This window comes from Micromonospora sp. WMMD729 (genome assembly GCF_049315225.1).
Classification (GTDB): domain Bacteria; phylum Actinomycetota; class Actinomycetes; order Mycobacteriales; family Micromonosporaceae; genus Micromonospora.
The window spans coordinates 485,834-504,660 of sequence record NZ_CP186059.1; the positions used below are offsets into that span (position 1 = coordinate 485,834).

General features: G+C 71.4%; 25 protein-coding genes. 14 read left to right on the top strand and 11 right to left on the bottom strand.

Going from position 1 to position 18,827, the window contains the following annotated elements:
- Position 1: 1 nt before the first annotated feature.
- Positions 2 to 877, top strand: a complete 876-nt coding sequence (locus ACN263_RS02220) for a PhzF family phenazine biosynthesis protein (protein WP_422738165.1) — start codon at positions 2 to 4, stop codon at positions 875 to 877.
- Positions 878 to 889: 12 nt separating this feature from the next.
- Positions 890 to 1,420 carry a hypothetical protein gene (locus ACN263_RS02225; RefSeq protein ID WP_422738166.1) on the top strand — a complete coding sequence of 177 codons (531 nt, stop codon included), beginning with the start codon at positions 890 to 892 and terminating at the stop codon, positions 1,418 to 1,420.
- A 5-nt stretch (positions 1,421 to 1,425) separates the two neighbouring features.
- Here ACN263_RS02225 and ACN263_RS02230 read toward each other — a convergent pair whose 3' ends face one another.
- Positions 1,426 to 2,139: an HAD family hydrolase gene (locus ACN263_RS02230; RefSeq protein WP_422738167.1), complete on the bottom strand. Its 714-nt coding sequence runs from the start codon at positions 2,137 to 2,139 to the stop codon at positions 1,426 to 1,428.
- Between the two features lie 103 nt (positions 2,140 to 2,242).
- Here ACN263_RS02230 and ACN263_RS02235 point away from each other — a divergent pair, with 103 nt between their 5' ends.
- A complete protein-coding gene (locus tag ACN263_RS02235) occupies positions 2,243 to 3,199 on the top strand; it encodes a DMT family transporter (protein ID WP_422738168.1) in 957 nt (318 codons plus the stop codon).
- Positions 3,200 to 3,205: 6 nt separating this feature from the next.
- On the opposite strand, the gene ACN263_RS02240 is transcribed toward ACN263_RS02235, so the two are convergent.
- The 3 genes from ACN263_RS02240 to ACN263_RS02250 all read right to left on the bottom strand — a co-directional run bounded on the left by ACN263_RS02240 (position 3,206) and on the right by ACN263_RS02250 (position 5,039).
- Complete coding sequence (locus tag ACN263_RS02240) at positions 3,206 to 3,850, bottom strand: hypothetical protein (RefSeq protein WP_422738169.1); 645 nt, start codon at positions 3,848 to 3,850, stop codon at positions 3,206 to 3,208.
- A gap of 78 nt (positions 3,851 to 3,928) precedes the next feature.
- Positions 3,929 to 4,204: a hypothetical protein gene (locus ACN263_RS02245; RefSeq protein ID WP_422738170.1), complete on the bottom strand. Its 276-nt coding sequence runs from the start codon at positions 4,202 to 4,204 to the stop codon at positions 3,929 to 3,931.
- Positions 4,205 to 4,214: 10 nt separating this feature from the next.
- Positions 4,215 to 5,039, bottom strand: coding sequence for an SDR family NAD(P)-dependent oxidoreductase (locus ACN263_RS02250; RefSeq protein ID WP_422738171.1), 825 nt, complete (start codon positions 5,037 to 5,039; stop codon positions 4,215 to 4,217).
- 125 nt (positions 5,040 to 5,164) lie between these two features.
- On the opposite strand from ACN263_RS02250, the gene ACN263_RS02255 reads away from it, so the two are divergent.
- Positions 5,165 to 6,121, top strand: a complete 957-nt coding sequence (locus ACN263_RS02255; protein WP_422738172.1) for an HpcH/HpaI aldolase/citrate lyase family protein — start codon at positions 5,165 to 5,167, stop codon at positions 6,119 to 6,121.
- Between the two features lie 74 nt (positions 6,122 to 6,195).
- Here the strand turns inward: ACN263_RS02255 and ACN263_RS02260 are convergent, their stop codons facing one another.
- Entirely contained in the window at positions 6,196 to 6,741 is a 546-nt protein-coding gene (locus ACN263_RS02260; protein ID WP_422738173.1) for a DUF4190 domain-containing protein, read from the bottom strand.
- Between the two features lie 117 nt (positions 6,742 to 6,858).
- On the opposite strand from ACN263_RS02260, the gene ACN263_RS02265 reads away from it, so the two are divergent.
- Positions 6,859 to 7,755, top strand: coding sequence for an SDR family NAD(P)-dependent oxidoreductase (locus tag ACN263_RS02265; RefSeq protein WP_422738174.1), 897 nt, complete (start codon positions 6,859 to 6,861; stop codon positions 7,753 to 7,755).
- Between the two features lie 12 nt (positions 7,756 to 7,767).
- Here ACN263_RS02265 and ACN263_RS02270 read toward each other — a convergent pair whose 3' ends face one another.
- Positions 7,768 to 8,304, bottom strand: coding sequence for a DUF4190 domain-containing protein (locus ACN263_RS02270; RefSeq protein ID WP_422738175.1), 537 nt, complete (start codon positions 8,302 to 8,304; stop codon positions 7,768 to 7,770).
- A gap of 175 nt (positions 8,305 to 8,479) precedes the next feature.
- Between ACN263_RS02270 and ACN263_RS02275 the strand changes: the two genes are divergently transcribed.
- Positions 8,480 to 9,676, top strand: a complete 1,197-nt coding sequence (locus ACN263_RS02275; protein WP_422738176.1) for an acyl-CoA dehydrogenase family protein — start codon at positions 8,480 to 8,482, stop codon at positions 9,674 to 9,676.
- Between the two features lie 105 nt (positions 9,677 to 9,781).
- Here the strand turns inward: ACN263_RS02275 and ACN263_RS02280 are convergent, their stop codons facing one another.
- On the bottom strand, positions 9,782 to 10,189 hold the full coding sequence (locus ACN263_RS02280) for a CoA-binding protein (protein WP_422738177.1): 408 nt from the start codon (positions 10,187 to 10,189) through the stop codon (positions 9,782 to 9,784).
- Between the two features lie 26 nt (positions 10,190 to 10,215).
- Entirely contained in the window at positions 10,216 to 11,262 is a 1,047-nt protein-coding gene (locus ACN263_RS02285; protein WP_422740569.1) for an Rv2578c family radical SAM protein, read from the bottom strand.
- 92 nt (positions 11,263 to 11,354) lie between these two features.
- Between ACN263_RS02285 and ACN263_RS02290 the strand changes: the two genes are divergently transcribed.
- A complete protein-coding gene (locus ACN263_RS02290) occupies positions 11,355 to 11,774 on the top strand; it encodes a thiol-disulfide oxidoreductase DCC family protein (protein ID WP_422738178.1) in 420 nt (139 codons plus the stop codon).
- Here the strand turns inward: ACN263_RS02290 and ACN263_RS02295 are convergent.
- The 3 genes from ACN263_RS02295 to trxA form a co-directional block, all read right to left on the bottom strand.
- Positions 11,738 to 12,670 (bottom strand): MFS transporter permease, encoded by a 933-nt coding sequence (locus tag ACN263_RS02295; protein WP_422738179.1) that lies wholly within the window; start codon positions 12,668 to 12,670, stop codon positions 11,738 to 11,740. The two genes, ACN263_RS02290 and ACN263_RS02295, sit on opposite strands and share 37 nt — an antisense overlap.
- Entirely contained in the window at positions 12,667 to 13,107 is a 441-nt protein-coding gene (locus ACN263_RS02300) for a hypothetical protein (protein WP_422738180.1), read from the bottom strand. Before ACN263_RS02300 ends, ACN263_RS02295 begins: the two co-directional genes overlap by 4 nt.
- A 153-nt stretch (positions 13,108 to 13,260) precedes the next feature.
- Positions 13,261 to 13,623, bottom strand: coding sequence for a thioredoxin (gene trxA, locus ACN263_RS02305; RefSeq protein ID WP_387127714.1), 363 nt, complete (start codon positions 13,621 to 13,623; stop codon positions 13,261 to 13,263).
- Positions 13,624 to 14,171: 548 nt separating this feature from the next.
- On the opposite strand from trxA, the gene ACN263_RS02310 reads away from it, so the two are divergent.
- The 7 genes from ACN263_RS02310 to ACN263_RS02340 all read left to right on the top strand — a co-directional run bounded on the left by ACN263_RS02310 (position 14,172) and on the right by ACN263_RS02340 (position 18,788).
- Positions 14,172 to 14,687 carry a MaoC family dehydratase gene (locus ACN263_RS02310; protein ID WP_421474405.1) on the top strand — a complete coding sequence of 172 codons (516 nt, stop codon included), beginning with the start codon at positions 14,172 to 14,174 and terminating at the stop codon, positions 14,685 to 14,687.
- 97 nt (positions 14,688 to 14,784) lie between these two features.
- Positions 14,785 to 15,309 (top strand): hypothetical protein, encoded by a 525-nt coding sequence (locus tag ACN263_RS02315; RefSeq protein WP_422738181.1) that lies wholly within the window; start codon positions 14,785 to 14,787, stop codon positions 15,307 to 15,309.
- Between the two features lie 39 nt (positions 15,310 to 15,348).
- A complete protein-coding gene (locus ACN263_RS02320) occupies positions 15,349 to 15,972 on the top strand; it encodes a TrmH family RNA methyltransferase (protein WP_422738182.1) in 624 nt (207 codons plus the stop codon).
- A gap of 47 nt (positions 15,973 to 16,019) precedes the next feature.
- A complete protein-coding gene (locus ACN263_RS02325; RefSeq protein ID WP_422738183.1) occupies positions 16,020 to 16,730 on the top strand; it encodes a DUF6758 family protein in 711 nt (236 codons plus the stop codon).
- 116 nt (positions 16,731 to 16,846) lie between these two features.
- Positions 16,847 to 17,005 (top strand): hypothetical protein, encoded by a 159-nt coding sequence (locus tag ACN263_RS02330; RefSeq protein ID WP_007455302.1) that lies wholly within the window; start codon positions 16,847 to 16,849, stop codon positions 17,003 to 17,005.
- Positions 17,006 to 17,011: 6 nt separating this feature from the next.
- Positions 17,012 to 17,887 carry a PH domain-containing protein gene (locus tag ACN263_RS02335; RefSeq protein WP_422738184.1) on the top strand — a complete coding sequence of 292 codons (876 nt, stop codon included), beginning with the start codon at positions 17,012 to 17,014 and terminating at the stop codon, positions 17,885 to 17,887.
- 103 nt (positions 17,888 to 17,990) lie between these two features.
- Positions 17,991 to 18,788, top strand: a complete 798-nt coding sequence (locus tag ACN263_RS02340) for a SigE family RNA polymerase sigma factor (RefSeq protein WP_422738185.1) — start codon at positions 17,991 to 17,993, stop codon at positions 18,786 to 18,788.
- Positions 18,789 to 18,827: the final 39 nt, after the last annotated feature.

Sequence of the window (18,827 nt, forward strand, 5' to 3'; positions counted from 1 at the left end):
CATGTCGACCTTGGCCTACGAGATCGTGGACGTCTTCACCGACCGCCCGTTCGCCGGCAACCCGCTGGCCGTGGTCTTCGGCGCCGAGGCGCTGGCCACGGAGCAGATGCAGGCGCTGGCGTTGGAGTTCAACCTCTCCGAGACGGTGTTCGTGCTGCCACCGACGCAGGTCGGCGCCACCTACCGGGCCCGCATCTTCACGCCGGTCGAGGAGCTGCCGTTCGCCGGGCACCCGAGCGTCGGCGCGGCGGTCACCGCGAGCCGGCGCGGGATGTTCGGTGTGGGGCAGGTCACCCAGGAGTGTCGGGCGGGTGTGCTGCCGCTCGAGGTGACGGCGTCCGGGGCGACGCTCACCGGGGGCAGCCCGACTCTCGGCCCCGAGTTGGATCCGGAGCCGCTGCTGGAGATCGCCGGGCTGGGCCCGGACGACCACGACCGGAACGGGCCCGCCCCCCGGGTGGCCGGCTGCGGGTTGGAGTTCCCCTACCTGCCGGTCCACCCGGACGCGGTGGCCCGGGCACGGGTGAACCCGGCGGCGGCGGAACGGTTGGGGGTGGCGCACGTCAGCGTCTTCTCCTGGGACGCCGCCACGCAAACCGCGCACACCCGGGTCTTCGTGCCGGGGATCGGCGTTCCGGAGGACCCGGCGACCGGTTCGGCGGCTCTCGGGCTGGGCGTCTGGCTGGTGGCCAGCGGGCTGTTGCCGGCGCAGGGGTTGTCGCACTATTCGGTGAGCCAGGGTGTGGAGATGGGCCGCCCGTCCGCGCTGGCCTGCACGGTGACCGCCGCGAACGGCGTGGCGGTCGGCGCGACCGTCGCCGGCCAGGTGATGCCGGTGGCCCGGGGTGAGATCGCCGTACCGCCGTTCGTGGGCTGAGCGGCGGCGTCGATGCGGGAGGATGCGGGTGTGACGGACGAGGACGCCGCCGGCGGCACGCCGCTGGTCGACGAGGCGATGAAGAAGGCCGCGGTGGCCTGGGTCAGCGTGTCCGGTGGGCCGGCACTCGCGCTCTGGTGCGCCCCGCTGGAGGGCGCGCTCCTGGTGGTGAGCGGGCCGGGCGAGCAGCAGGCGCCGGGCCTCGCCGACGCGACCGAGGCGCAGGTCACCCTGCGCGGTGACCACGGTGGGCGGATCGTCACCTGGCCGGCCCGGGTGACCCGGCTGGTGCCGGGCACCGAGGCGTGGGACACCGCCGCGCCGCTGGTGGCGGGCAAACGCCTGAACGCGCCCGGCCCGACCGCCGACCTGGTGGCCCGCTGGGCCGCCGACGGTTGCGCCCTGAACCGCCTCGCCCCGGCCGGTACGCCCCTGGCCGGCACGGAACTGCCCTCCGACGCGCAGGCCGAGCCGCCCCGGGAGACCCCGGCGGTCCGTGCCACCCGCAAGCCGTTCCGGCTGCACCGGGTCCGTCGCCGCTGAGCGGGTCAGCCCGCCCGGACAGCGGCCGCAGTGACCCCGGCGTCCACGAGGTCGAGCACCTCACGCAGTGTGCCGAGCGTCGGGCCGCGCCACTGGCGGTCGGCGTTGAAGACCATGTGTTCGGTCAGATCGGGCGCGGCCAGCCGGACCGCGGTCATGCCGGCCTGCTCGGCGCCGGTCAACTCCTGGCTGCCACCGTCACCCACGTACAGGCAGTCCGCCGGCGCGAGCCCGAGTCGACGGCAGGCGGTCAGGTAGAGCGCGGCGTCCGGTTTGCAGCGTCCGACCTGCACCGAGAAGACCCGCACGTCGAGCAGGGGGGCGACGGGGAGTTGCGGCAGGAAGGCCGGCAGTTCGTGCGTACAGTCGCTGATCACTCCGGTGCGGACGCCGCGCCCGCGCAGCGCCGCCAGCACCGGCACCGCGTCGGCGCGCAGCCGGGTGTCCGCGCGGATCGCGCGGTGCCGGGACACCACCGCCGCCCGTAGGGCGCCGTCACTCGGGTGTACGCCCGCCTGGGCGCACACCCACCGCATGGTTGTCTCGGCGTCGCCGAGCCGTCCGGTGGCGCGCTCGTAGTAGGTGCGGTTCAGTACCTCGCTCAACGTCTCGCTGGGACAGCCGAGCAGTTCGGCGGTGCCGAGGTGCGCGGTGCCGCGCTGCACCGAACGGGTCAGCGTGCCGAAGAAGTCGAACAGCACCGCCTGGTAGTTGGGCATGGGCGAACGCCTCCGGGCGGTCGTGGTCGCCGGCATGACCGCGTGATCGTAACGGGATGCTGACCCTCCGTGTTGTCCGTCATACGTGTGAGGATTACTGCTCGTGTCTCCATCCTCCGACCGCCCATCCCTGGACCCGCTGACCACCGGCGCGGTAGGTCTGGCCGTCGTCGCCATCTCGTCGTCCGCGCCGCTGATCGCGTACGCCGCCGCTCCCGCGCTGGCCATCGCCCTCTGGCGCAACCTGCTCGCGGTGGCGGTGCTGAGCCCGTTCGCGCTGGTTCGACGACGCGCCGAGTTCCGTGCGCTCATGGCGCCCGCAGGCCGGCGGGAGGGGTTGTTCTGCGTACTTTCCGGGGTCGCGCTCGCCGGACATTTCGCGACCTGGGTCCCGAGCGCCCAGCTCACCTCGGTCGCGGCGGCCACCGCGCTGGGTGCCACCCAGCCGGTCTGGCAGGGGCTGATCGCGCGTGCCCAGGGGCGGCGGCTGCCCACGGTGGTCTGGGTCGGCGTCGCGGTGGCCGTCGGCGGCGCGGTGATCGCCACCGGGGCCGACGTGGGCATCTCCGGTCGAGCCGTCGCCGGTGACCTGCTGGCGGTGACCGGCGGCATGTTCGCCGCGGTCTACACCGCCTTCGGCGAACGGGCCCGCGCCAGCATCAGCACCACCACCTACACGACGATCTGCTACGGCATCTGTGCGGCGGTTCTGTTGGTGATCTGCCTACTGGGCGGGGTCCGCACGGTCGGCTTCGACGAGCGCACCTGGCTGGCGATCCTGGCCCTGGTGGCGGGTGCCCAACTGCTCGGGCACTCGATGTTCAACTACGCCCTGCACAAGATCTCGGCGACGACGGTGAGCGTGCTCGTCCTGCTGGAGGCCCCCGGGGCGGCGCTGCTCGGCTGGGCCTGGTTGCACCAGGTCCCCCGCCCGTACGCGCTGCTGGGCATGGCGCTGCTGCTGGTCGGAGTGGTCGTCGTCGTGGTGGGCGGTTCCGGGGCGGGCCGCCGCGCCACTCCCACCGCGCTGCCGGCGGCCCCGGCGCCCCTGGCCGATTGAGGCCGTTCAGAGGTACGCGGCGAAGTGCTCCTCGACCAGCTCTGTCAGCTCGTCGCCGTCGCGACTGCCGTCCACCCGGATCACCCGTACGCCCAGCCTTTCGGCCTGTTCCACCGCGTCCGCCGCCACCAGTTCGTCCCGCGCCCACCTGTTGCGCAGGGCCCGCTCGGGATCGCTGACGGCGGTGGCGGCGACGCTGGCTCGTGGCAGCCGCGCGATCTGATGGGCACGGAAGTCCGCGGTCGGCACCAGGACGACCATCTGGCGTACCGACTGGACGACGGGTGCCACCAGTTCGGGACGCAGGCCCCAGCCCTCGGCCACGATCCGGCGGCCCGGGACCAGCGCGCTCAGGTCGTCCAGTACCCAGGAGAAGCGTTGCGGGAAGCCGGCAAGCGTCTCGGCCGCCATGCGGGCCGGGTCGGTGCGTACCCAGGTGGTTTCCGGATCGGGGCCGGTGGGTGGTTCCCCGCGCCGAACCCGTTCGGCGACCCTCCGGTCGTCGTGGCCGCGGGCGTCGGGTCGGTCGTACAGGTACGCGGTCAGCCCGTGTCGCAGGGCCAGGTTGACGGCGACTGTCGACTTGCCGGCCCACTGTCCGCCGCCGATCCACAGAGCCCGTCGGGCAGTGGCTGTCGCATCGAATTCCATGAACCAACCCTGGCCGTGTCCGCGATCAAGATCAAGTCTTGTTTTCGGAGCTGAGCAGTGATGAAGTCAGAGGAGGAACTACACCTCGTCGACTTCGATGACCCGGGTGGTCGGGGCGGCGTCGCCGAGGTCGGCGCGCAGCGCGGCACGCTCCGGGTCGACGAGGAACGACTCGTAGCCGGTACGGGCCACGAAGGTGATCACGTGTACCTCGCTGCGCCCGTCGGTGCCGCGCAGCCGCCGTTCCAGCCGGCCGCCGTGCCGGTCGAGCAGGGCCAGCACGGTGTCCTCGTAGCGTTGGCCGGCGGTCTCGGCCCCGTCCGCGTACTCGACGATCGCGACAAGCGTCAGCATGGTCGCCACGCTACCCATCGATGCCGACGGCCGTGGCGCTGGCCGCCCAGAGTCGGGCCGCGAGCTGCGGGTCGGCGGCCTTGCGGTACGGCCGACGTGGCCGGCGGTTGTAGTAGTAGCCGCCGTCGACGAGTCGCGCCGGGTCCTGGTTCGCCAGCCAGACGAGCGTCTCGGCGCCCTTCTCCGGGCTGCGGAACGGCATGAACCGCATGCCGAAGGCGACGAGTCGACTGTCGTTGGCGAACCGGGTCCGGACCACTCCCGGGTGGAAGCTGTACGCCGAGATGCCCGGCCAGCGCCGGGCCGCCTCGGCGGCGAACAGGATGTTCGCCTGCTTGCTGGTGCCGTACGCGCCCATCGGCCGGTAGTCGCGCAGCGGCCTGTTGAGGTCGTCCGGATCGAGCGCGCCGAAGCGGTGCGCCCCCGAGGCGGTCACCACCGTCCGGGCCACCCGGTCGGCCAGCAGGTTGGTGAGCAGGAACGGGGCCAGGTGGTTGGCCTGGATCGACAGCTCGAAGCCGTCGACGGTGGTCAGCGGTTGCAGCGCGATGGCACCGGCGTTGTTGGCCAGCACGTCGATCCGGTCGTACGCGTCGCGCAGCCGCTGTGCCAGGCCGCGTACGTCGTCGAGCACCGCGAAGTCGGCCCGGAACAGCTCCGGGCGCTCGCCGGCCGTCTCCCGTACGCGCTCGGCCGCGGCCTGCAGTCGGGCCGGGTCCCGCCCGACCAGCACCACCTGGTCACCGCGGCAGGCGAAGGCCACCGCGGCGGCCAGCCCGATGCCGGAGCTGGCACCCGTCACGACCACCAGGCGACGCTCAGTGAGATCTTCCACAGGTCCATTCACCGCGGTCATGGCGCGAGGTTACCGTGGCGTCACCACGCCCTTTGGGATCGTTAAGTTTTCCTCGCATTCAGGTGGCGTCGGCGTGCCCGCCGGTCGCTGGAAGGAGCGCATCCATGGCCGCAGTCGGTCGTCCCCGCCGGTCGTGCCTGGCCGTACCGGGTTCCAGCGTCAAGATGCTCGGCAAGGCGCAGGGCCTCCCCGCCGACCAGGTGTTCCTCGACCTGGAGGACGCGGTGGCCCCGCTGGCCAAGCCGGAGGCGCGCAAGAACATCGTGGCCGCCCTCAACGACGGGGACTGGGCCGGCAAGACCCGGGTGGTACGCGTCAACGACCTGACCACCCCGTGGACGTACCGGGACGTCATCGAGGTGGTCGAGGGCGCCGGCGCGAACCTCGACTGCATCATGCTGCCGAAGGTGCAGGACGCCGGCCAGGTGCAGTGGCTGGATCTGACGCTCACCCAGATCGAGAAGACGCTCGGCCTCGAGGTCGGCCGGATCGGCATCGAGGCGCAGATCGAGAACGCGGCCGGTCTGGTCAACGTGGACGCCATCGCGGCCGCCTCGTCCCGGGTCGAGACCATCATCTTCGGCCCGGCCGACTTCATGGCCTCGATCAACATGCGGTCGCTGGTGGTCGGCGGGCTGATCCCGGATTATCCGGGCGACCCGTACCACTACATCCTGATGCGCATCCTGATGGCCGCCCGGATGCACGACAAGCAGGCCATCGACGGCCCGTTCCTGCAGATCCGGGACGTCGACGCGTTCCGTGAGGTGGCGAAGCGGTCGGCCGCGCTGGGCTTCGACGGCAAGTGGGTGCTGCACCCGGGCCAGATCGACGCCGCCAACGAGGTCTACCAGCCGGCGCAGGCCGACTACGACCACGCCGAGCTGATCCTCGACGCGTACGAGCACTACACGTCGGAGGCCGGCGGCAAGCTCGGCGCGGTGATGCTCGGCGACGAGATGATCGACGAGGCGTCCCGCAAGATGGCGCTGGTGATCGCCGCCAAGGGCCGCGCCGCCGGCATGAGCCGTACCTCGTCGTTCACCCCGCCGGCTGAGTGAGTGGCCGGGCCGGGTCGACCGCCGCCGGGCGGTGACCCGGTCCGGCATCCGGCGGTACGCCCACCGGCCCCACCTCAGTAGCTACTGCTGCTGCTGGAACTGCCGTTGGCGACCGCGAAGATGATGATCGCGACGTACGCGGCGATCACCAGCACCATCAGCGCGGTGACGATCCAGCCGACGATGATGCCGGCCTTCGCCATCCCCTCGCCGTCCTCACCGCTGACCCGGATCTGCTTCTGCGCGACGTGCCCGAGGATCGCCCCGATCGGCGCGGTGATACCGCACGAGGTGAGGCCGACCAGGGCCAGCACCAGCGACGCGATGGCCAGCCCGTTGGTCTTGCGCGGGGCCGGGTAGCCGTAGCCGGGGTACTGCGGCGGGTACCCCGAGGGGGCGTACCCGGGCGCGGGGTAACCGGGCGGCGCGTAACCGGGCACCGGCGCGCCGGGTGCCAGCTTCGCGCCCGCGTACGGGTCGACCGGCGCGTACGGGTCCACGGGCCCGGGCTGGGCGGGCACCGGCTGACCGGCCACCAGGGTGGGGTCCGGCGGTGTGCTCGACGGCTGGGCCGACCAGGTGGGGTCGTTCCAGTCGCCGGGAGGCGGGGGATTGGTCATGCGTGATCTCCGTCGGCTCGGTTGCGCCGTCAGAGTAGCCAGGAGTGACCAAACCCGACGCCCCCGCTCCCGGGTGCCGCGTTGCCCGGGCCGGTCGCAACGGGCAGGATCGCGGGCATGGCAATCGACGCGCGTGCCGCGGACCGTTCCGGCAGCCGACCGCGACGGGACGTGAGCCGCCCGGGCGCTGCGCGGCGCGCTCGGGTGGCCCCGTCCACCGGCGCCGACGAGCCGGTGGCGCTCGCCGATCCGGTGACCATGCGGCTCGACGGTCGGGTCGCCCTGGTGACGGGCGCGGGCAGCGCGGACGGCATCGGGTACGCCACCGCACGCCGGCTCGTCGACCTGGGCGCGCGGGTGGCCATCGTGTCGACCACCCGGCGCATCCACGAGCGGGCCGGTGAGCTGGGCGTGACCGGGTTCGTCGCGGACCTCACCGACGAGTCCGAGGTCGGCGCGCTGGCCGACGCGGTGGCCGAGCAGTTGGGCGACGTCGAGGTGCTGGTCAACAACGCCGGCCTGGCCAGCCGGGCCAGCCAGGGGGTGCTGCGCCCGGTCGCGCAGCTGACCTACGACGAGTGGCGCGGCGAGATCGACCGCAACCTGACCACCGCGTTCCTGTGCAGCCGGGCGTTCATCGGCGGGATGGCCGAGCGGGGCTGGGGACGGATCGTCAACCTGGCGGCCACCGCCGGGCCGGTCAACGCCCTGCCCACCGAGGCCGCGTACGCCGCCGCGAAGGCCGGTGTCGTCGGGCTGACCCGCGCGCTGGCCATGGAGATGATCGCCGACGGGGTGACCGTGAACGCGGTCGCGCCGGGCACCATCTACACGGCGGCGTCCACGATGGCCGAGATCAAGCAGGGTCTGGGCACCCCGGTCGGCCGACCGGGCACGCCGGACGAGGTTGCCGCCGCGATCAGCTTCCTCTGCTCGCCGGCAGCGTCGTACATCACTGGTCAGATGCTCGTGGTGGATGGCGGTAACAGCGTCCGGGAGGCTCGGTTCCGCTGACGTCGCGGCGGGTCAGTAGCCGCGGCTGTCGCCGGTGTTGCCCAGGATGACGAGCGCCAGCCAGCCGCAGCAGGCCAGCAGGGTCAGCGCGGTGAACACGTAGCCGAGGATCAGGCCCCAGGTGGCGAGCTGGTCACCCTCCTCGCCGCTGGTGCGGAGCTGCCGCTTGGCGAGGTGGCCGAGGACGACGCCGGCCGGGGGGAACACGAAGGCGAACACCAGCGACAGGATCGCCAGGATGTTGGTGGGCCGGCCGGGCCCGGGCTGCGGCGGGCCGTACTGACCGTAGGGGCCCTGTGGGGGGTACGGCGGCTGCTGGCTCCAGTGCGCCGGCTGGTGCGGCCCCTGCCGCTCGTACGGTGACGGCTCGTCGGCCGGCGGCCCGTACGGAGAGCGTTCCGGTGGCCCGAACGACGACTGGTCCGGCGGCGGCGCGTACGGCGACTGGCCGGGCGGCGGTGGCGCGTACGGCGACTGGTCCCGGGGTGGCTCGTACGGCGACGGCGGCGGCTCGTCCCCGGGCGGGCCCGACGGCGGCGGGTGGCTCACGGCTGTCCTCCTCCTGCCGTGCCGGAAAAGTCCCTCTTGCCGGACGCTACCCGCAGCGGTGAACCTTTTCACAGCGGTTGTGTGGACTGGTCACCTTGGCCTGGTCGGCCCGGAGACCGATACTGACCGAGCGTTCAGTTACCCACGAGTAGTGCGCTGATCCCCGGAGGCTGAGATGGCCCGACTCGCCCAGACGCCCGGCCTCACCGACGTGCAGCAGTCGATCCTGGAGACCGTCCGGGAGTTCGCCGACAAGGAGATCATCCCGCACGCCCAACGGCTGGAGCACGCCGACGAGTACCCCACCGACATCCTCGACGGGATGCGCGAGATGGGGCTGTTCGGTCTCACCATCGACGAGGAGTACGGCGGGCTCGGCGAGTCGCTGCTCACCTACGCCCTCGTGGTGGAGCAACTCTCGCGGGGCTGGATGTCGATCTCCGGGATCGTCAACACCCATTTCATCGTGGCGTACCTGATCTCCCAGCACGGCTCCGCCGAGCAGAAGGCCCGCCTGTTGCCGAGGATGGCGACGGGCGAGGTGCGCGGCGCGTTCTCGATGTCGGAGCCGGAGACCGGCTCCGACGTCTCGGCGATCAAGTCCAGGGCGGTCCGCGACGGCGACACCTACGTCCTCAACGGGCAGAAGATGTGGCTGACCAACGGGGCGTACTCCTCGGTGGTCGCCACCCTGGTCAAGACCGACACGGGCGCCGACTCGGTGTACGGCAACATGAGCACGTTCCTGCTGGAGAAGGAGCCGGGCTTCGGCGAGACCGCGCCCGGCCTGACCATCCCCGGCCGGATCGAGAAGATGGGCTACAAGGGCGTCGAGACCACCGAGATGGTGCTCGACGGCGTGACCGTGCCGGACTCCGCGATCCTCGGCGGGGCCGACCAGGTCGGCCGCGGCTTCTACCAGATGATGGACGGCATCGAGGTCGGCCGGGTCAACGTGGCGGCCCGCGCCTGCGGCATCTCGCTGCGCGCCTTCGAGTTGGCCGTCAGCTACGCCCAGCAGCGCAAGACCTTCGGGCAGCCCCTCGCCAAGCATCAGGCGATCGCCTTCAAGCTCGCCGAGATGGGTACGAAGATCGAGGCCGCACACGCTCTCATGGTCAACGCCGCCCGCCTCAAGGACGCCGGCCAGCGCAACGACGTCGAGGCGGGCATGGCCAAGCTGCTCGCCTCCGAGTACTGCGCTGAGGTCGTCCAGGAGGCGTTCCGCATCCACGGCGGCTACGGCTACTCCAAGGAGTACGAGATCGAGCGGCTGATGCGCGAGGCCCCGTTCCTGCTGATCGGCGAAGGCACCTCGGAGATCCAGAAAACCATCATCAGCCGAGGCCTCCTCAAGGAATACAAGCTCTAACCCCCCGCTGCATCCCGCGATCTTGCAGTTTGTGTGGCGACATAAGGTGCATCGCGGGGCAGAACGTCGACAGAAAGTGCAAGATCGCGGGGAAGGACGGCGGGGTCAGGGGAGGCGGGTCAGATTTCCGGCGGCGCGTTCGATGATCAGGCAGCGGTCCTCGACGTAGTCCATGCCGGACTCCTCGGCGATCCGCCGCGCCTCGGCCGACACGATGCCCAGTTGCAGCCAGACCGCCGGCGCGCCGATCGCCGCCGCGTCCCGGACCACCTGCACGGCGTCCGCGGCCGGCCGGAACACGTCCACCAGGTCGACCGGGTGCGGGATGTCCGCCAGCGAGGCGTACGCCCGCTCGCCGAAGAGTTCGTCCACGGTCGGGTTGACCGGGATGATCCGCCAGCCGTACCGCTGCATCTGCAACGGAACGCTGTGCGCGGCCTTCAACGGGTCGCGGGACGCTCCCACGACGGCGATCACGGCGGAGTCGGCGAGGATCTGCTGAGCGGTACGCACCCGCCGACTGTAGCGCCGCCCGATGGCTAGAGCAGGGCGAGCTGCTCGGCGACCGGTGGTGGTGGCGGTTCGGGCAGGCGGCGGTTGTCGCCCACCTCGCCCCGGAGCAGCCCGTGGCGACGGGCGGCGATCCGTACCCGCGCGGTCAGCTCCCGCTGGTACGCCTGCGGGGCGTACGCGCCCGAGCGGTACAGCTCGCGGTAGCGCGGGACGAGGTGCGGGTGCTCCCGGGCGAGCCACTGCGCGTACCACTCGCGGGCACCGGGGCGCAGGTGCAGCGCCAGTGGGGTCACGCTCGTCGCCCCGGCGGCGGCGACCGCCGAGACCGTCGCGTCGATCGACTCCTCGCCGTCGCTGAGGCCGGGCAGGATCGGTGCCATCAGCACCCCGACGGCGAAGCCGGCGTCGGTGAGCCGGCGGACCGCGTCGAGCCGACGGTTCGGGTGTGGTGTGCCCGGCTCGACGCCGCGCCAGAGCTGGTCGTCGACGAAGCCCACCGAGAACGAGATGCCGACGCTCGTCACCTCGGCCGCCTGCCGCAGCAGGGGCAGGTCGCGCAGGATCAGCGTGCCCTTGGTGAGGATGGAGAACGGGTTGGCGAAGTCCCGCAGGGCCGCGATGATCTGCGGCATCAGCCGGTAACGACCCTCGGCACGCTGGTAACAGTCCACGTTGGCGCCCATCGCGACGTGCGCGCCCCGCCACTTCGGCGCGGCCAGCTCTCGTCGCACCACCTCACCGGCGTTGACCTTGACAATCACCTGCCGGTCGAAGTCCGCACCCGCATCGAGGTCGAGGTAGGTGTGAGTGTTTCTCGCATAGCAGTAGCGGCAGGCATGACTGCATCCTCGGTACGGGTTGATGGTCCACTCGAAGGGGACGCGGGACTGGCCCGGCACCCGGTTGAGGATGGATTTGGCCTGCACCTCGTGGAACGTCATCCCGGCGAACTCGGGGGTGTCGAAGGTGCGGACGACGGCGCCGGGCAGCGCCAGCGGCAGGGGTGGCGTCGCTGGCGCTGCCCTCTCGGGGTCTCCCTCGACCGGGGGAGCGGTGAGGTTGTCCCAGCGCATGGGCACTATCCGAACATGTGTACGAGGTCTGCGCAAGTGACCCGCCGGACACCCGTGCGTGATCGGCGTCGCCACAGGGGAGGATGGACGGCATGGACACGTCGACCTTCGTCTACGACGGTGACTGCGCGTTCTGCACGACCTGTGCAGAGTTCATCGAACGTCGGATCCCCACCAGCGCACGGGTGGTGCCCTGGCAGTTCAGTGACCTGGACGCGCTCGGTCTCACCGTGGCGGAGTGCGAGGAGGCCGTGCAGTGGGTGGGCGCGGACGGCGCCCGCGCCGCCGGTCCGGACGCCATCGCGAAGCTGCTCGCCGCGAGTGGCCCGCTCTGGCGGGTCGCCGGGGCCGGCCTGAAGTTTCCGCCGGTGCGGGCGGCGGCCTGGCCCGTCTATCGCTGGGTGGCCCGTAACAGGCACCGCCTCCCGGGCGGTACGGCGGCGTGTTCCCTGCCCCAGGAGGCCAGGGAACGGCTCTACGGCCCGGCCGGCCGGCCGACCACCGGCGCCTGAGCCTCGCGGGGCGGCGGCCCCGCGTCGTCGTCCGGCGCAGGTACGGCGGGTTCCGTCGTCGGCGTCGGAGGCTCGCGGCCCGCGAGCCGGCGTGCCCAGACCAGCGGGCGTACCCGTTCCAGGGGCAGGAAGCTGGTCATCGCGGCCAGGTGCGGCGCGAACGAGATCGTGATGGTCGCGATGGTGACCACGTGGAACGAGTAGAAGAAGCCGACCATGGCCAGTCGCCAGCGCGCCGGCAGCAGGAAGACCACGGGGCTCAGCAGCTCGAAGGCCACGATGCCGAACTGGGCGATGATCAGCAGGTACGGCACCTGGGCGATGAGGTCGGCCAGGTCGGTGCCGCGTCGGATGATGGCCCGGGCGAGCACCGAGCCGGTCAGCCAGTCCAGTCCGCCGAAGCGCAGCTTGGCGAAGGCGGCCAGGAAGTACGTGCAGATCACCGCGATCTGGGTGACGCGCAGGGCCCAGCCGCCGGCTTCGGTGCGGGTGGTGTCGCCGTGCCGGGCCCGCCCGGCGGTCGGCAGCACGGCCAGCGCGACGAGCAGGCCGAACCGGTCGTGGTCGACCTTCCCGTAGCTCATCGCGATGATCATCCACTCGAGGTACAGCGCGCAGACCGTCCAGCCGAGCAGCCGGGGCGCCCGGCCGGTCGCGGCGAGCAGGGCGGCGAGCAGGAGGCCCCAGAAGATCACCGCCACCACCGTCGGGGTCGGTGTCGGCAGCGGGAGCAGTCGGCCGACCAGCAGCGGCTGGTACAGCTCGCCGGGCACGCTGGCCCTGGTGCGTACCCATGGGGTGAAAACCACCAGGTCGGCGGCGACGAAGAGGTAGATCAGGGTCCGGAAGGCGGCGACCCGTCCGCGCGGCACCGCCTCGGTCAGCCAGCCGGTCATCGGGGGACCTGCCAGCTGACGACCGTCTCATCGGTGTGCTGTCCGGTGGGTCGGCCGGCGCGGATGCCGTGCCAGCGGATGACGATGCGGACCTCGACCAGATCGGCGGCGTCCGGGTGACGTTCGGCGTACGCGTCGGCGACCTCGGCGAGCAGCGCGGGGTCGGCGGCGTAGCGGCTCTGCTGGCCCTCGATCTCGGCGCGCCGGATGCCGGTCGCGTTCTGGTCGAGGTCGACCACCGCTCCGGTGCTGTTCACGCCCTCCACCCGGGTGTCCGGTGCGGGCGCGTTTGGCGGGTTCGAGGTGGCGTACATCCGGAACGGGCCGAACGGGAAGTCGTCGTCGCTACCCCAGAACGTGCCCAGCAGCAGCAGGACGAGACCGAGTGCGGTCACGCCCAGCCGGGTCATGCGCCCACGGGTGGTCAGGGTCTCCATCGGGTGGTGACGATACGGGATGTACCGGCCGTCTCGGGTCCCACCGATGGTCAGTTCCGGATACCCGGGTCGGTGATCATGACTGAGTGTCGGGGTACGACGAGAGGCCGGACCCGAACCGGGTCCGGCCTCCGCGTGCCGTCACGGGACGGCTCAGTGGTTGTGCTCGGCCAGCTGCTTGCGGACGTCGTCCATGTCCAGCGCCTCGACCTGCTCGATCAGGTTCTCCAGCGCGGACTCGGGAAGGGCGCCCGGCTGGGCGAAGACGATGACGCCGTCACGGATCGCCATGATCGTCGGGATCGACCGGATGTCGAACTTCGCGCCCAGCTCCTGCTGCGCCTCGGTGTCGACCTTGCCGAAGACGATGTTCTGGTGCTTCTCCGAGGAGCGCTCGTAGACCGGGGCGAACCGCTTGCACGGACCACACCAGTCGGCCCAGAAGTCGACCAGGACGATGCCGTCGCTGCCGGTCACCTCGTCGAAGTTCGCCGAGGTCAGCTCAACGGTTGCCATTGCACTCTCCGATCACCGCGGGTTGTCTGCGTCCCGTAGAACCAGGGCTGACCGTAACGAATTCCCGGGCCGGTGCGGGCGAAACGTGCGCGGGGCTGCTCGGGGGCGCCGCCGACCATCGAGCGACATCAGTTCATCTCCTCCTGCGGAACGCAAGTGCACGACGCACTTGCGTGACCTGCGGTAATGGGAGCGTTTCCAGGGAGATCCACCCGATTGAGCGCTACGAATCGGTAACTTGAGCCCTGACAAGGAGGTATCCGGCCTGCGGAGATCGCTGATCAACCTCGCTATGGTCACCGAGGGTAGTGTTACAAAAAGATAAATGTGACCGCGATCTCTGTTGAAGCTACGGCACCGTAGGGCAGACTTCTTCACATCAGAGCGTGGGCGGCGGGTGCCGGGGAGGGCCCCGCCGCTCATTGCGTCTCCCCCCGGGTGAGTGACCGGTGTGACATTTCCGCCGAGGTCCCGCCCCGACCGTCGCCTTAACCACCGGTAAGGCATGCTGTGCCGAACTCCATCGCCGCCCGTCGAAGGGGACCAGGATGCAGTTCGGCCGCTACTACGAGGAGTTCGAGGTCGGCGCGGTGTACCGGCACTGGCCGGGCAAGACCGTCACCGAGTACGACGACCACCTCTTCTGCCTGCTCACGATGAACCACCACCCGCTGCACCTGGACGCGCACTACGCCGAGACGTCCAGCCAGTTCCAGCGCAACGTGGTGGTCGGCAACTACATCTACTCGCTGCTGCTCGGCATGTCGGTGCCCGACGTCAGCGGCAAGGCCATCGCCAACCTGGAGGTGGAGTCGCTGCGTCACGTCGCGCCCACCTTCCACGGCGACACCATCTACGGCGAGACGACGGTGCTGGACAAGCGGGAGTCCGGCTCCAAGCCCGACCGGGGAGTGGTCTCGGTGGAGACCCGGGGCTACAACCAGGACGGCACGATGGTCTGCGTCTTCCGCCGCCGGGTGATGGTCCCCAAGAAGGAGTACGCGGCCAGCGCCGTGCCGGACGGGGTGGACCCGGAGCGGCCCAGCTTCCCCACGCCGCGCTGACCGCGCCCGGCGGGGCGAACGTCGCCGGAACAGGGCGCCACCGGACAGCGGACGGCATGTTCCGCCGGTGGCGGCCCTGTTGCCGTTACGGGGGCTTATGCTGACGCCGGAGGTTCCGATGAGCCACTCCGTCGCCGGAGAGCCGCCCTCTGCCGGTCGCCGTGCCGCACCCTTGACCACCGCCGTCTACTCCGCCGCCGAGTGGGATCTGCTCACCAGCCTGCCCGCCCGGGTCCTCGTGGCCGCCGCCGCGCCCGGCGCCGGCCGCCCCGAACGCGGGGTGCGCGCCGGACTGGCCGGCCTGGACGCGGTGGCCGCCGGCCGTGGGTTCGACAGCGACCTGGTCCGTGCCGTGGTCGCCGCGATCTACGCCCGCCACGACGGCGCGCCGACCTCCGCCGAGCGGCTCACCGATCTGGTGGACCTGCTGGCCGCCTGTCGGGCGGCGACCCGGGTGCTGCGTCGGCGCGCGGATCCGGCCGATTCGGCGGCGTACCGCCAGTGGGTGCAGTCGGTCGCGGCCCGCGTCTGTCGGGCGGTGCCCGGCCTCGACGGGCATCCGGCCAGCCCGGCGGATCGACGCTTCCTGGACCGGCTCGGTGACGCGCTCGGCCTGGGCTGAGATCGCGGGGCGCCGGGGTGGCCGTACTCTCTGATGACCGTGACTGACGACCAGCCTGAGGTGGGTGTGGGCCCCTGGCCGGGGGACCTGCCCGAGGATCCGCGCTACGACCCGCGACTGCTGGCCGAGGGCGACCGGCGCAACGTCGTCGACCGCTACCGCTACTGGCGGCACGAGGCGATCGTCGCCGACCTGGACCGGCGGCGGCACGGCTTCCACGTCGCCATCGAGAACTGGCAGCACGACTTCAACATCGGCACGGTGGTGCGTAACGCGAACGCGTTCAACGCCGCCGAGGTGCACATCGTCGGTCGGCGTCGGTGGAACCGACGTGGCGCGATGGTGACCGATCGCTACCAGCACGTCCGGCACCACGAGACGATCGAGGAGTTCGTCGCCTGGGCGGCCGGGCGGGGGCTGCCCGTGCTCGGCATCGACAACCTGCCCGGCTCCCGGCCGATCGAGACCGCCGTCCTGCCGCGTGACTGCGTGCTGTTGTTCGGTCAGGAGGGTCCGGGGCTGTCCGCGCCCGCCCGAGCCGCCTGCGTCCAACTCCACTCCATCGCGCAGTACGGCTCCACGAGGTCCATCAACGCGGGCGTGGCCAGCGGCATCGCCATGCACGCGTGGATCCGGACGCACGCCGGCCCACCGCCGGACTGATCCGCGTCCCACCGGCGCGATCGGCGCTCCGGCTTGACGTGCCGGCGATGCGGGGTGACGGTGGGGATGTGAGTGTCGCGGTGAGTTGTCCGAGATGCGGGGGCCCGGTGCGGGCGCCGGATCTGATGCACACCGAGTCGAGGTGCCTGCGCTGCGGACCGGTGCCGCCGCTGCACGTACCCGAACACATCGGTGCGGAGATCGTCGCGAGCGTGGTGGAACGGATCGCCGCGACGCCCGGTCCATCCGGGACGCCACTGTGGTGTCCGTGGCCGTTGCCACCCGGCTGGACCCTCACCGGCGTGGCGTACGCGGGGGACGACCGCACCGGCGTACGGGCCACTGCGGTGGCCTGCGCGGGGCCCGCGCCGCTCGACGACGGCCCGGCGGATCTGGTCTTCGTCGCCGAGGAACCGGGCGTGGGCCTGGGTACGCGACTCGCCGGCCTGGCCGGGCCCGATCCGGGACCGGAGCTCGCCGAGGCGCTGACCGACCCCGGGCCGGGGCACCCCGAGCACGTCGGGCAGGCCAGGATCAGGGTCGGTGGTCATCCAACTCCACTGTGGTTGGTGAATTCTCCGACGGATCGAAGCGCGTACGCCGGCGAGGCTCGGGGAATGTGGCTGCATGCGATAGCCTGGCCGGCGAGTGCGGGTCATCTGCTCGCGGAGGATGTCGTGTTGCACGACCTGACCGAGTGGACTCCGCCCGAACTCGTGTACGGCGCACCGTCCCCGTACCTGTCCGGAAGAGCTTGACAACTTTTCCGGGTTGACGGAGAACGGACGCAGATATTCACTGTACGACACCACACTGATACTCTGGGTGCCGCTGCGGTAATGGGACCCGGCGCCGCGCGAGAGGATGGCCCGCCATGGTCAAGAAGGTCCTCACCTGGGCCGGAATCGCATTCTTGATCTTCTTCGTCGCCTATCGGCCAAACTCTGCGGCTGATGTGTTCAAGTCGCTGGGCGGCGGGATCATGGACATCGCCCAGGGGTTCGGCGACTTCTTCACCAGCCTCGTCGCCTAACCGCCGATGGGCAGCCCCTCCGGTCCACCCTTCGACCCGGACGACCCCGACCGGGAACGCCGCGAGCGCGACACCGAGCCGATCCCGCGGATCGGGCCCGATGACGGCCCGGGCTACGGAGCCGGTCCCGGCCTGTCCGACGGGCCCTCCCTCTCGGACGACGTCGGCTACGGCGACGGACCCGGCTATGCCGGCGAGGGGCGGTCCGGTCGGGCCTGGATCCGTGATCCCGACGCCGCCAACCAGCCGCCCCAGATCTCCGAGGAGGAGCTGGCGGGGCTGCGCGCCGACGCCATGGGGTCGACACCCCGCCGGGTCCTGCCGCTGGAGGACGAGCCCAGCTCGCTGGTGGCCCGCTACCTCTTCCCCACCGAGCGCTACCGGGGCGAGTGGAAGCGGCACTGGATCCACCTCACCAACCCGCTGCTGATCGGCATCGCGGCGACCTTCGTGCTCGGCTACCTGTCCGGCTTCCTCGCGGGGCAGAACGTGGGCGCGTTGACGACCATCGCGGTGCTGCTCTGGTTCGCCGTCATGGGCTGGGTGGCGTGGAAGGTCGCCGACTGGTGGTACGACCGGTTCATCCTGACCAACAAGCGGGTCATGGTGGTCAACGGCATCGTCACCCGCAAGGTCGCCATGATGCCGCTGGTCCGGGTCACCGACATGAAGTACGAGCAGACCCCGACCGGCCGGGCGCTCAACTACGGCACCTTCGTGCTGGAGTCCGCGGGCCAGGAGCAGGCGCTGCGGGAGATCAAGAATCTGCCCAACCCGAACGAGCTCTACCTACGCGTCGTCGAAGAGATGTACGAGCCGCAGGCGGTCGAGGCCCGGTTGGGCAAGGAGGCCGACGAGGCCAAGGCCGACGACGGGGCGTGAAAGTTTTCGTCCGAACATCGGAGTAAGTGCGCACCTTTCGTCATGGACCGGAACGCCGCTGACGTGGCACTCTTCCAGGACGGTTTGGGTGCGGAGGTGTGTGGTGGCGAGCAGGGATCCCCTGGAGGAGGAGTTCCGCGAGTTCGTCGCGGCTCGCTCCGCCGCCCTGCTCCGTACCGCCTATCTCCTCGCCGGCGACTGGGCGACGGCCGAGGATCTGCTCCAGACGGCGCTGACGAAGACCTACCTCGCGTGGAAGCGGCTGGGCGGGATCGAGGCGGTCGAGGCGTACGCCCGGCGGGTGATGGTCAACACGTCGACGAGCTGGTGGCGGCGGCGCTGGCACGGTGAACGTCCCACCGAGGTACTGCCCGAGCGCCCCGGCCTCGACGAGATCGAGCAGCAGCTCGACCGCGACCTGCTCTGGCGGCACCTCAGGGAGCTGCCCAGCCGGCAGCGCGCCGTGCTCGTCCTGCGCTACTACGAGGACCTGTCGGAGGCGCAGACGGCGGCGCTGCTGGAGATCTCCCCCGGAACGGTGAAGAGCCAGGCGTCCAGGGCGCTGGCCACGTTGCGCCGCCGGATGGGCACCGACACGCCGGATCTGGCCGCCGCACCCCGGTCTGCCGGGACCGGCACCGTCCCTCGGCCCGGCCGGGGCGCTGCTGCCGCCCGGGGCCGCGAGGGCGCCGAGGTTGCCCGGTCCGGCGGGAGTGTCGCGGCGACCCCGTCCGGTCCGGTCGGCGGGATGACCGGAGCACTCCCGGCGGTGACGCCGCCGCCCGACGCCGGTCAAGCAGAGCCCGGGCCGTCCGCGCCCCGTCCGATCGCCCCGGTGGTCGAGTTGCCCACCGCTCCGGTGGCCGTGCCGGTCGGCACCGGCCCCGGAGAGCAACAGTGAGCGGTTTTTCGCGGCTCCCCGACAACCTGACGGGCGGTC

Excerpts from the sequence above, each read along its gene's own strand:
- ACN263_RS02220 (WP_422738165.1), top strand. The coding sequence starts at position 2 with ATGTCGACCTTGGCCTACGAGATCGTGGACGTCTTCACCGACCGCCCG.
- ACN263_RS02225 (WP_422738166.1), top strand. The coding sequence starts at position 890 with ATGCGGGAGGATGCGGGTGTGACGGACGAGGACGCCGCCGGCGGCACG.
- ACN263_RS02230 (WP_422738167.1), bottom strand. The coding sequence starts at position 2,139 with ATGCCCAACTACCAGGCGGTGCTGTTCGACTTCTTCGGCACGCTGACC.
- ACN263_RS02240 (WP_422738169.1), bottom strand. The coding sequence starts at position 3,850 with ATGGAATTCGATGCGACAGCCACTGCCCGACGGGCTCTGTGGATCGGC.
- ACN263_RS02245 (WP_422738170.1), bottom strand. The coding sequence starts at position 4,204 with ATGCTGACGCTTGTCGCGATCGTCGAGTACGCGGACGGGGCCGAGACC.
- ACN263_RS02255 (WP_422738172.1), top strand. The coding sequence starts at position 5,165 with ATGGCCGCAGTCGGTCGTCCCCGCCGGTCGTGCCTGGCCGTACCGGGT.
- ACN263_RS02260 (WP_422738173.1), bottom strand. The coding sequence starts at position 6,741 with ATGACCAATCCCCCGCCTCCCGGCGACTGGAACGACCCCACCTGGTCG.
- ACN263_RS02265 (WP_422738174.1), top strand. The coding sequence starts at position 6,859 with ATGGCAATCGACGCGCGTGCCGCGGACCGTTCCGGCAGCCGACCGCGA.
- ACN263_RS02275 (WP_422738176.1), top strand. The coding sequence starts at position 8,480 with ATGGCCCGACTCGCCCAGACGCCCGGCCTCACCGACGTGCAGCAGTCG.
- ACN263_RS02285 (WP_422740569.1), bottom strand. The coding sequence starts at position 11,262 with ATGCGCTGGGACAACCTCACCGCTCCCCCGGTCGAGGGAGACCCCGAG.
- ACN263_RS02290 (WP_422738178.1), top strand. The coding sequence starts at position 11,355 with ATGGACACGTCGACCTTCGTCTACGACGGTGACTGCGCGTTCTGCACG.
- ACN263_RS02295 (WP_422738179.1), bottom strand. The coding sequence starts at position 12,670 with ATGACCGGCTGGCTGACCGAGGCGGTGCCGCGCGGACGGGTCGCCGCC.
- ACN263_RS02300 (WP_422738180.1), bottom strand. The coding sequence starts at position 13,107 with ATGGAGACCCTGACCACCCGTGGGCGCATGACCCGGCTGGGCGTGACC.
- trxA (WP_387127714.1), bottom strand. The coding sequence starts at position 13,623 with ATGGCAACCGTTGAGCTGACCTCGGCGAACTTCGACGAGGTGACCGGC.
- ACN263_RS02310 (WP_421474405.1), top strand. The coding sequence starts at position 14,172 with ATGCAGTTCGGCCGCTACTACGAGGAGTTCGAGGTCGGCGCGGTGTAC.
- ACN263_RS02315 (WP_422738181.1), top strand. The coding sequence starts at position 14,785 with ATGCTGACGCCGGAGGTTCCGATGAGCCACTCCGTCGCCGGAGAGCCG.
- ACN263_RS02325 (WP_422738183.1), top strand. The coding sequence starts at position 16,020 with ATGCGGGGTGACGGTGGGGATGTGAGTGTCGCGGTGAGTTGTCCGAGA.
- ACN263_RS02330 (WP_007455302.1), top strand. The coding sequence starts at position 16,847 with ATGGTCAAGAAGGTCCTCACCTGGGCCGGAATCGCATTCTTGATCTTC.
- ACN263_RS02335 (WP_422738184.1), top strand. The coding sequence starts at position 17,012 with ATGGGCAGCCCCTCCGGTCCACCCTTCGACCCGGACGACCCCGACCGG.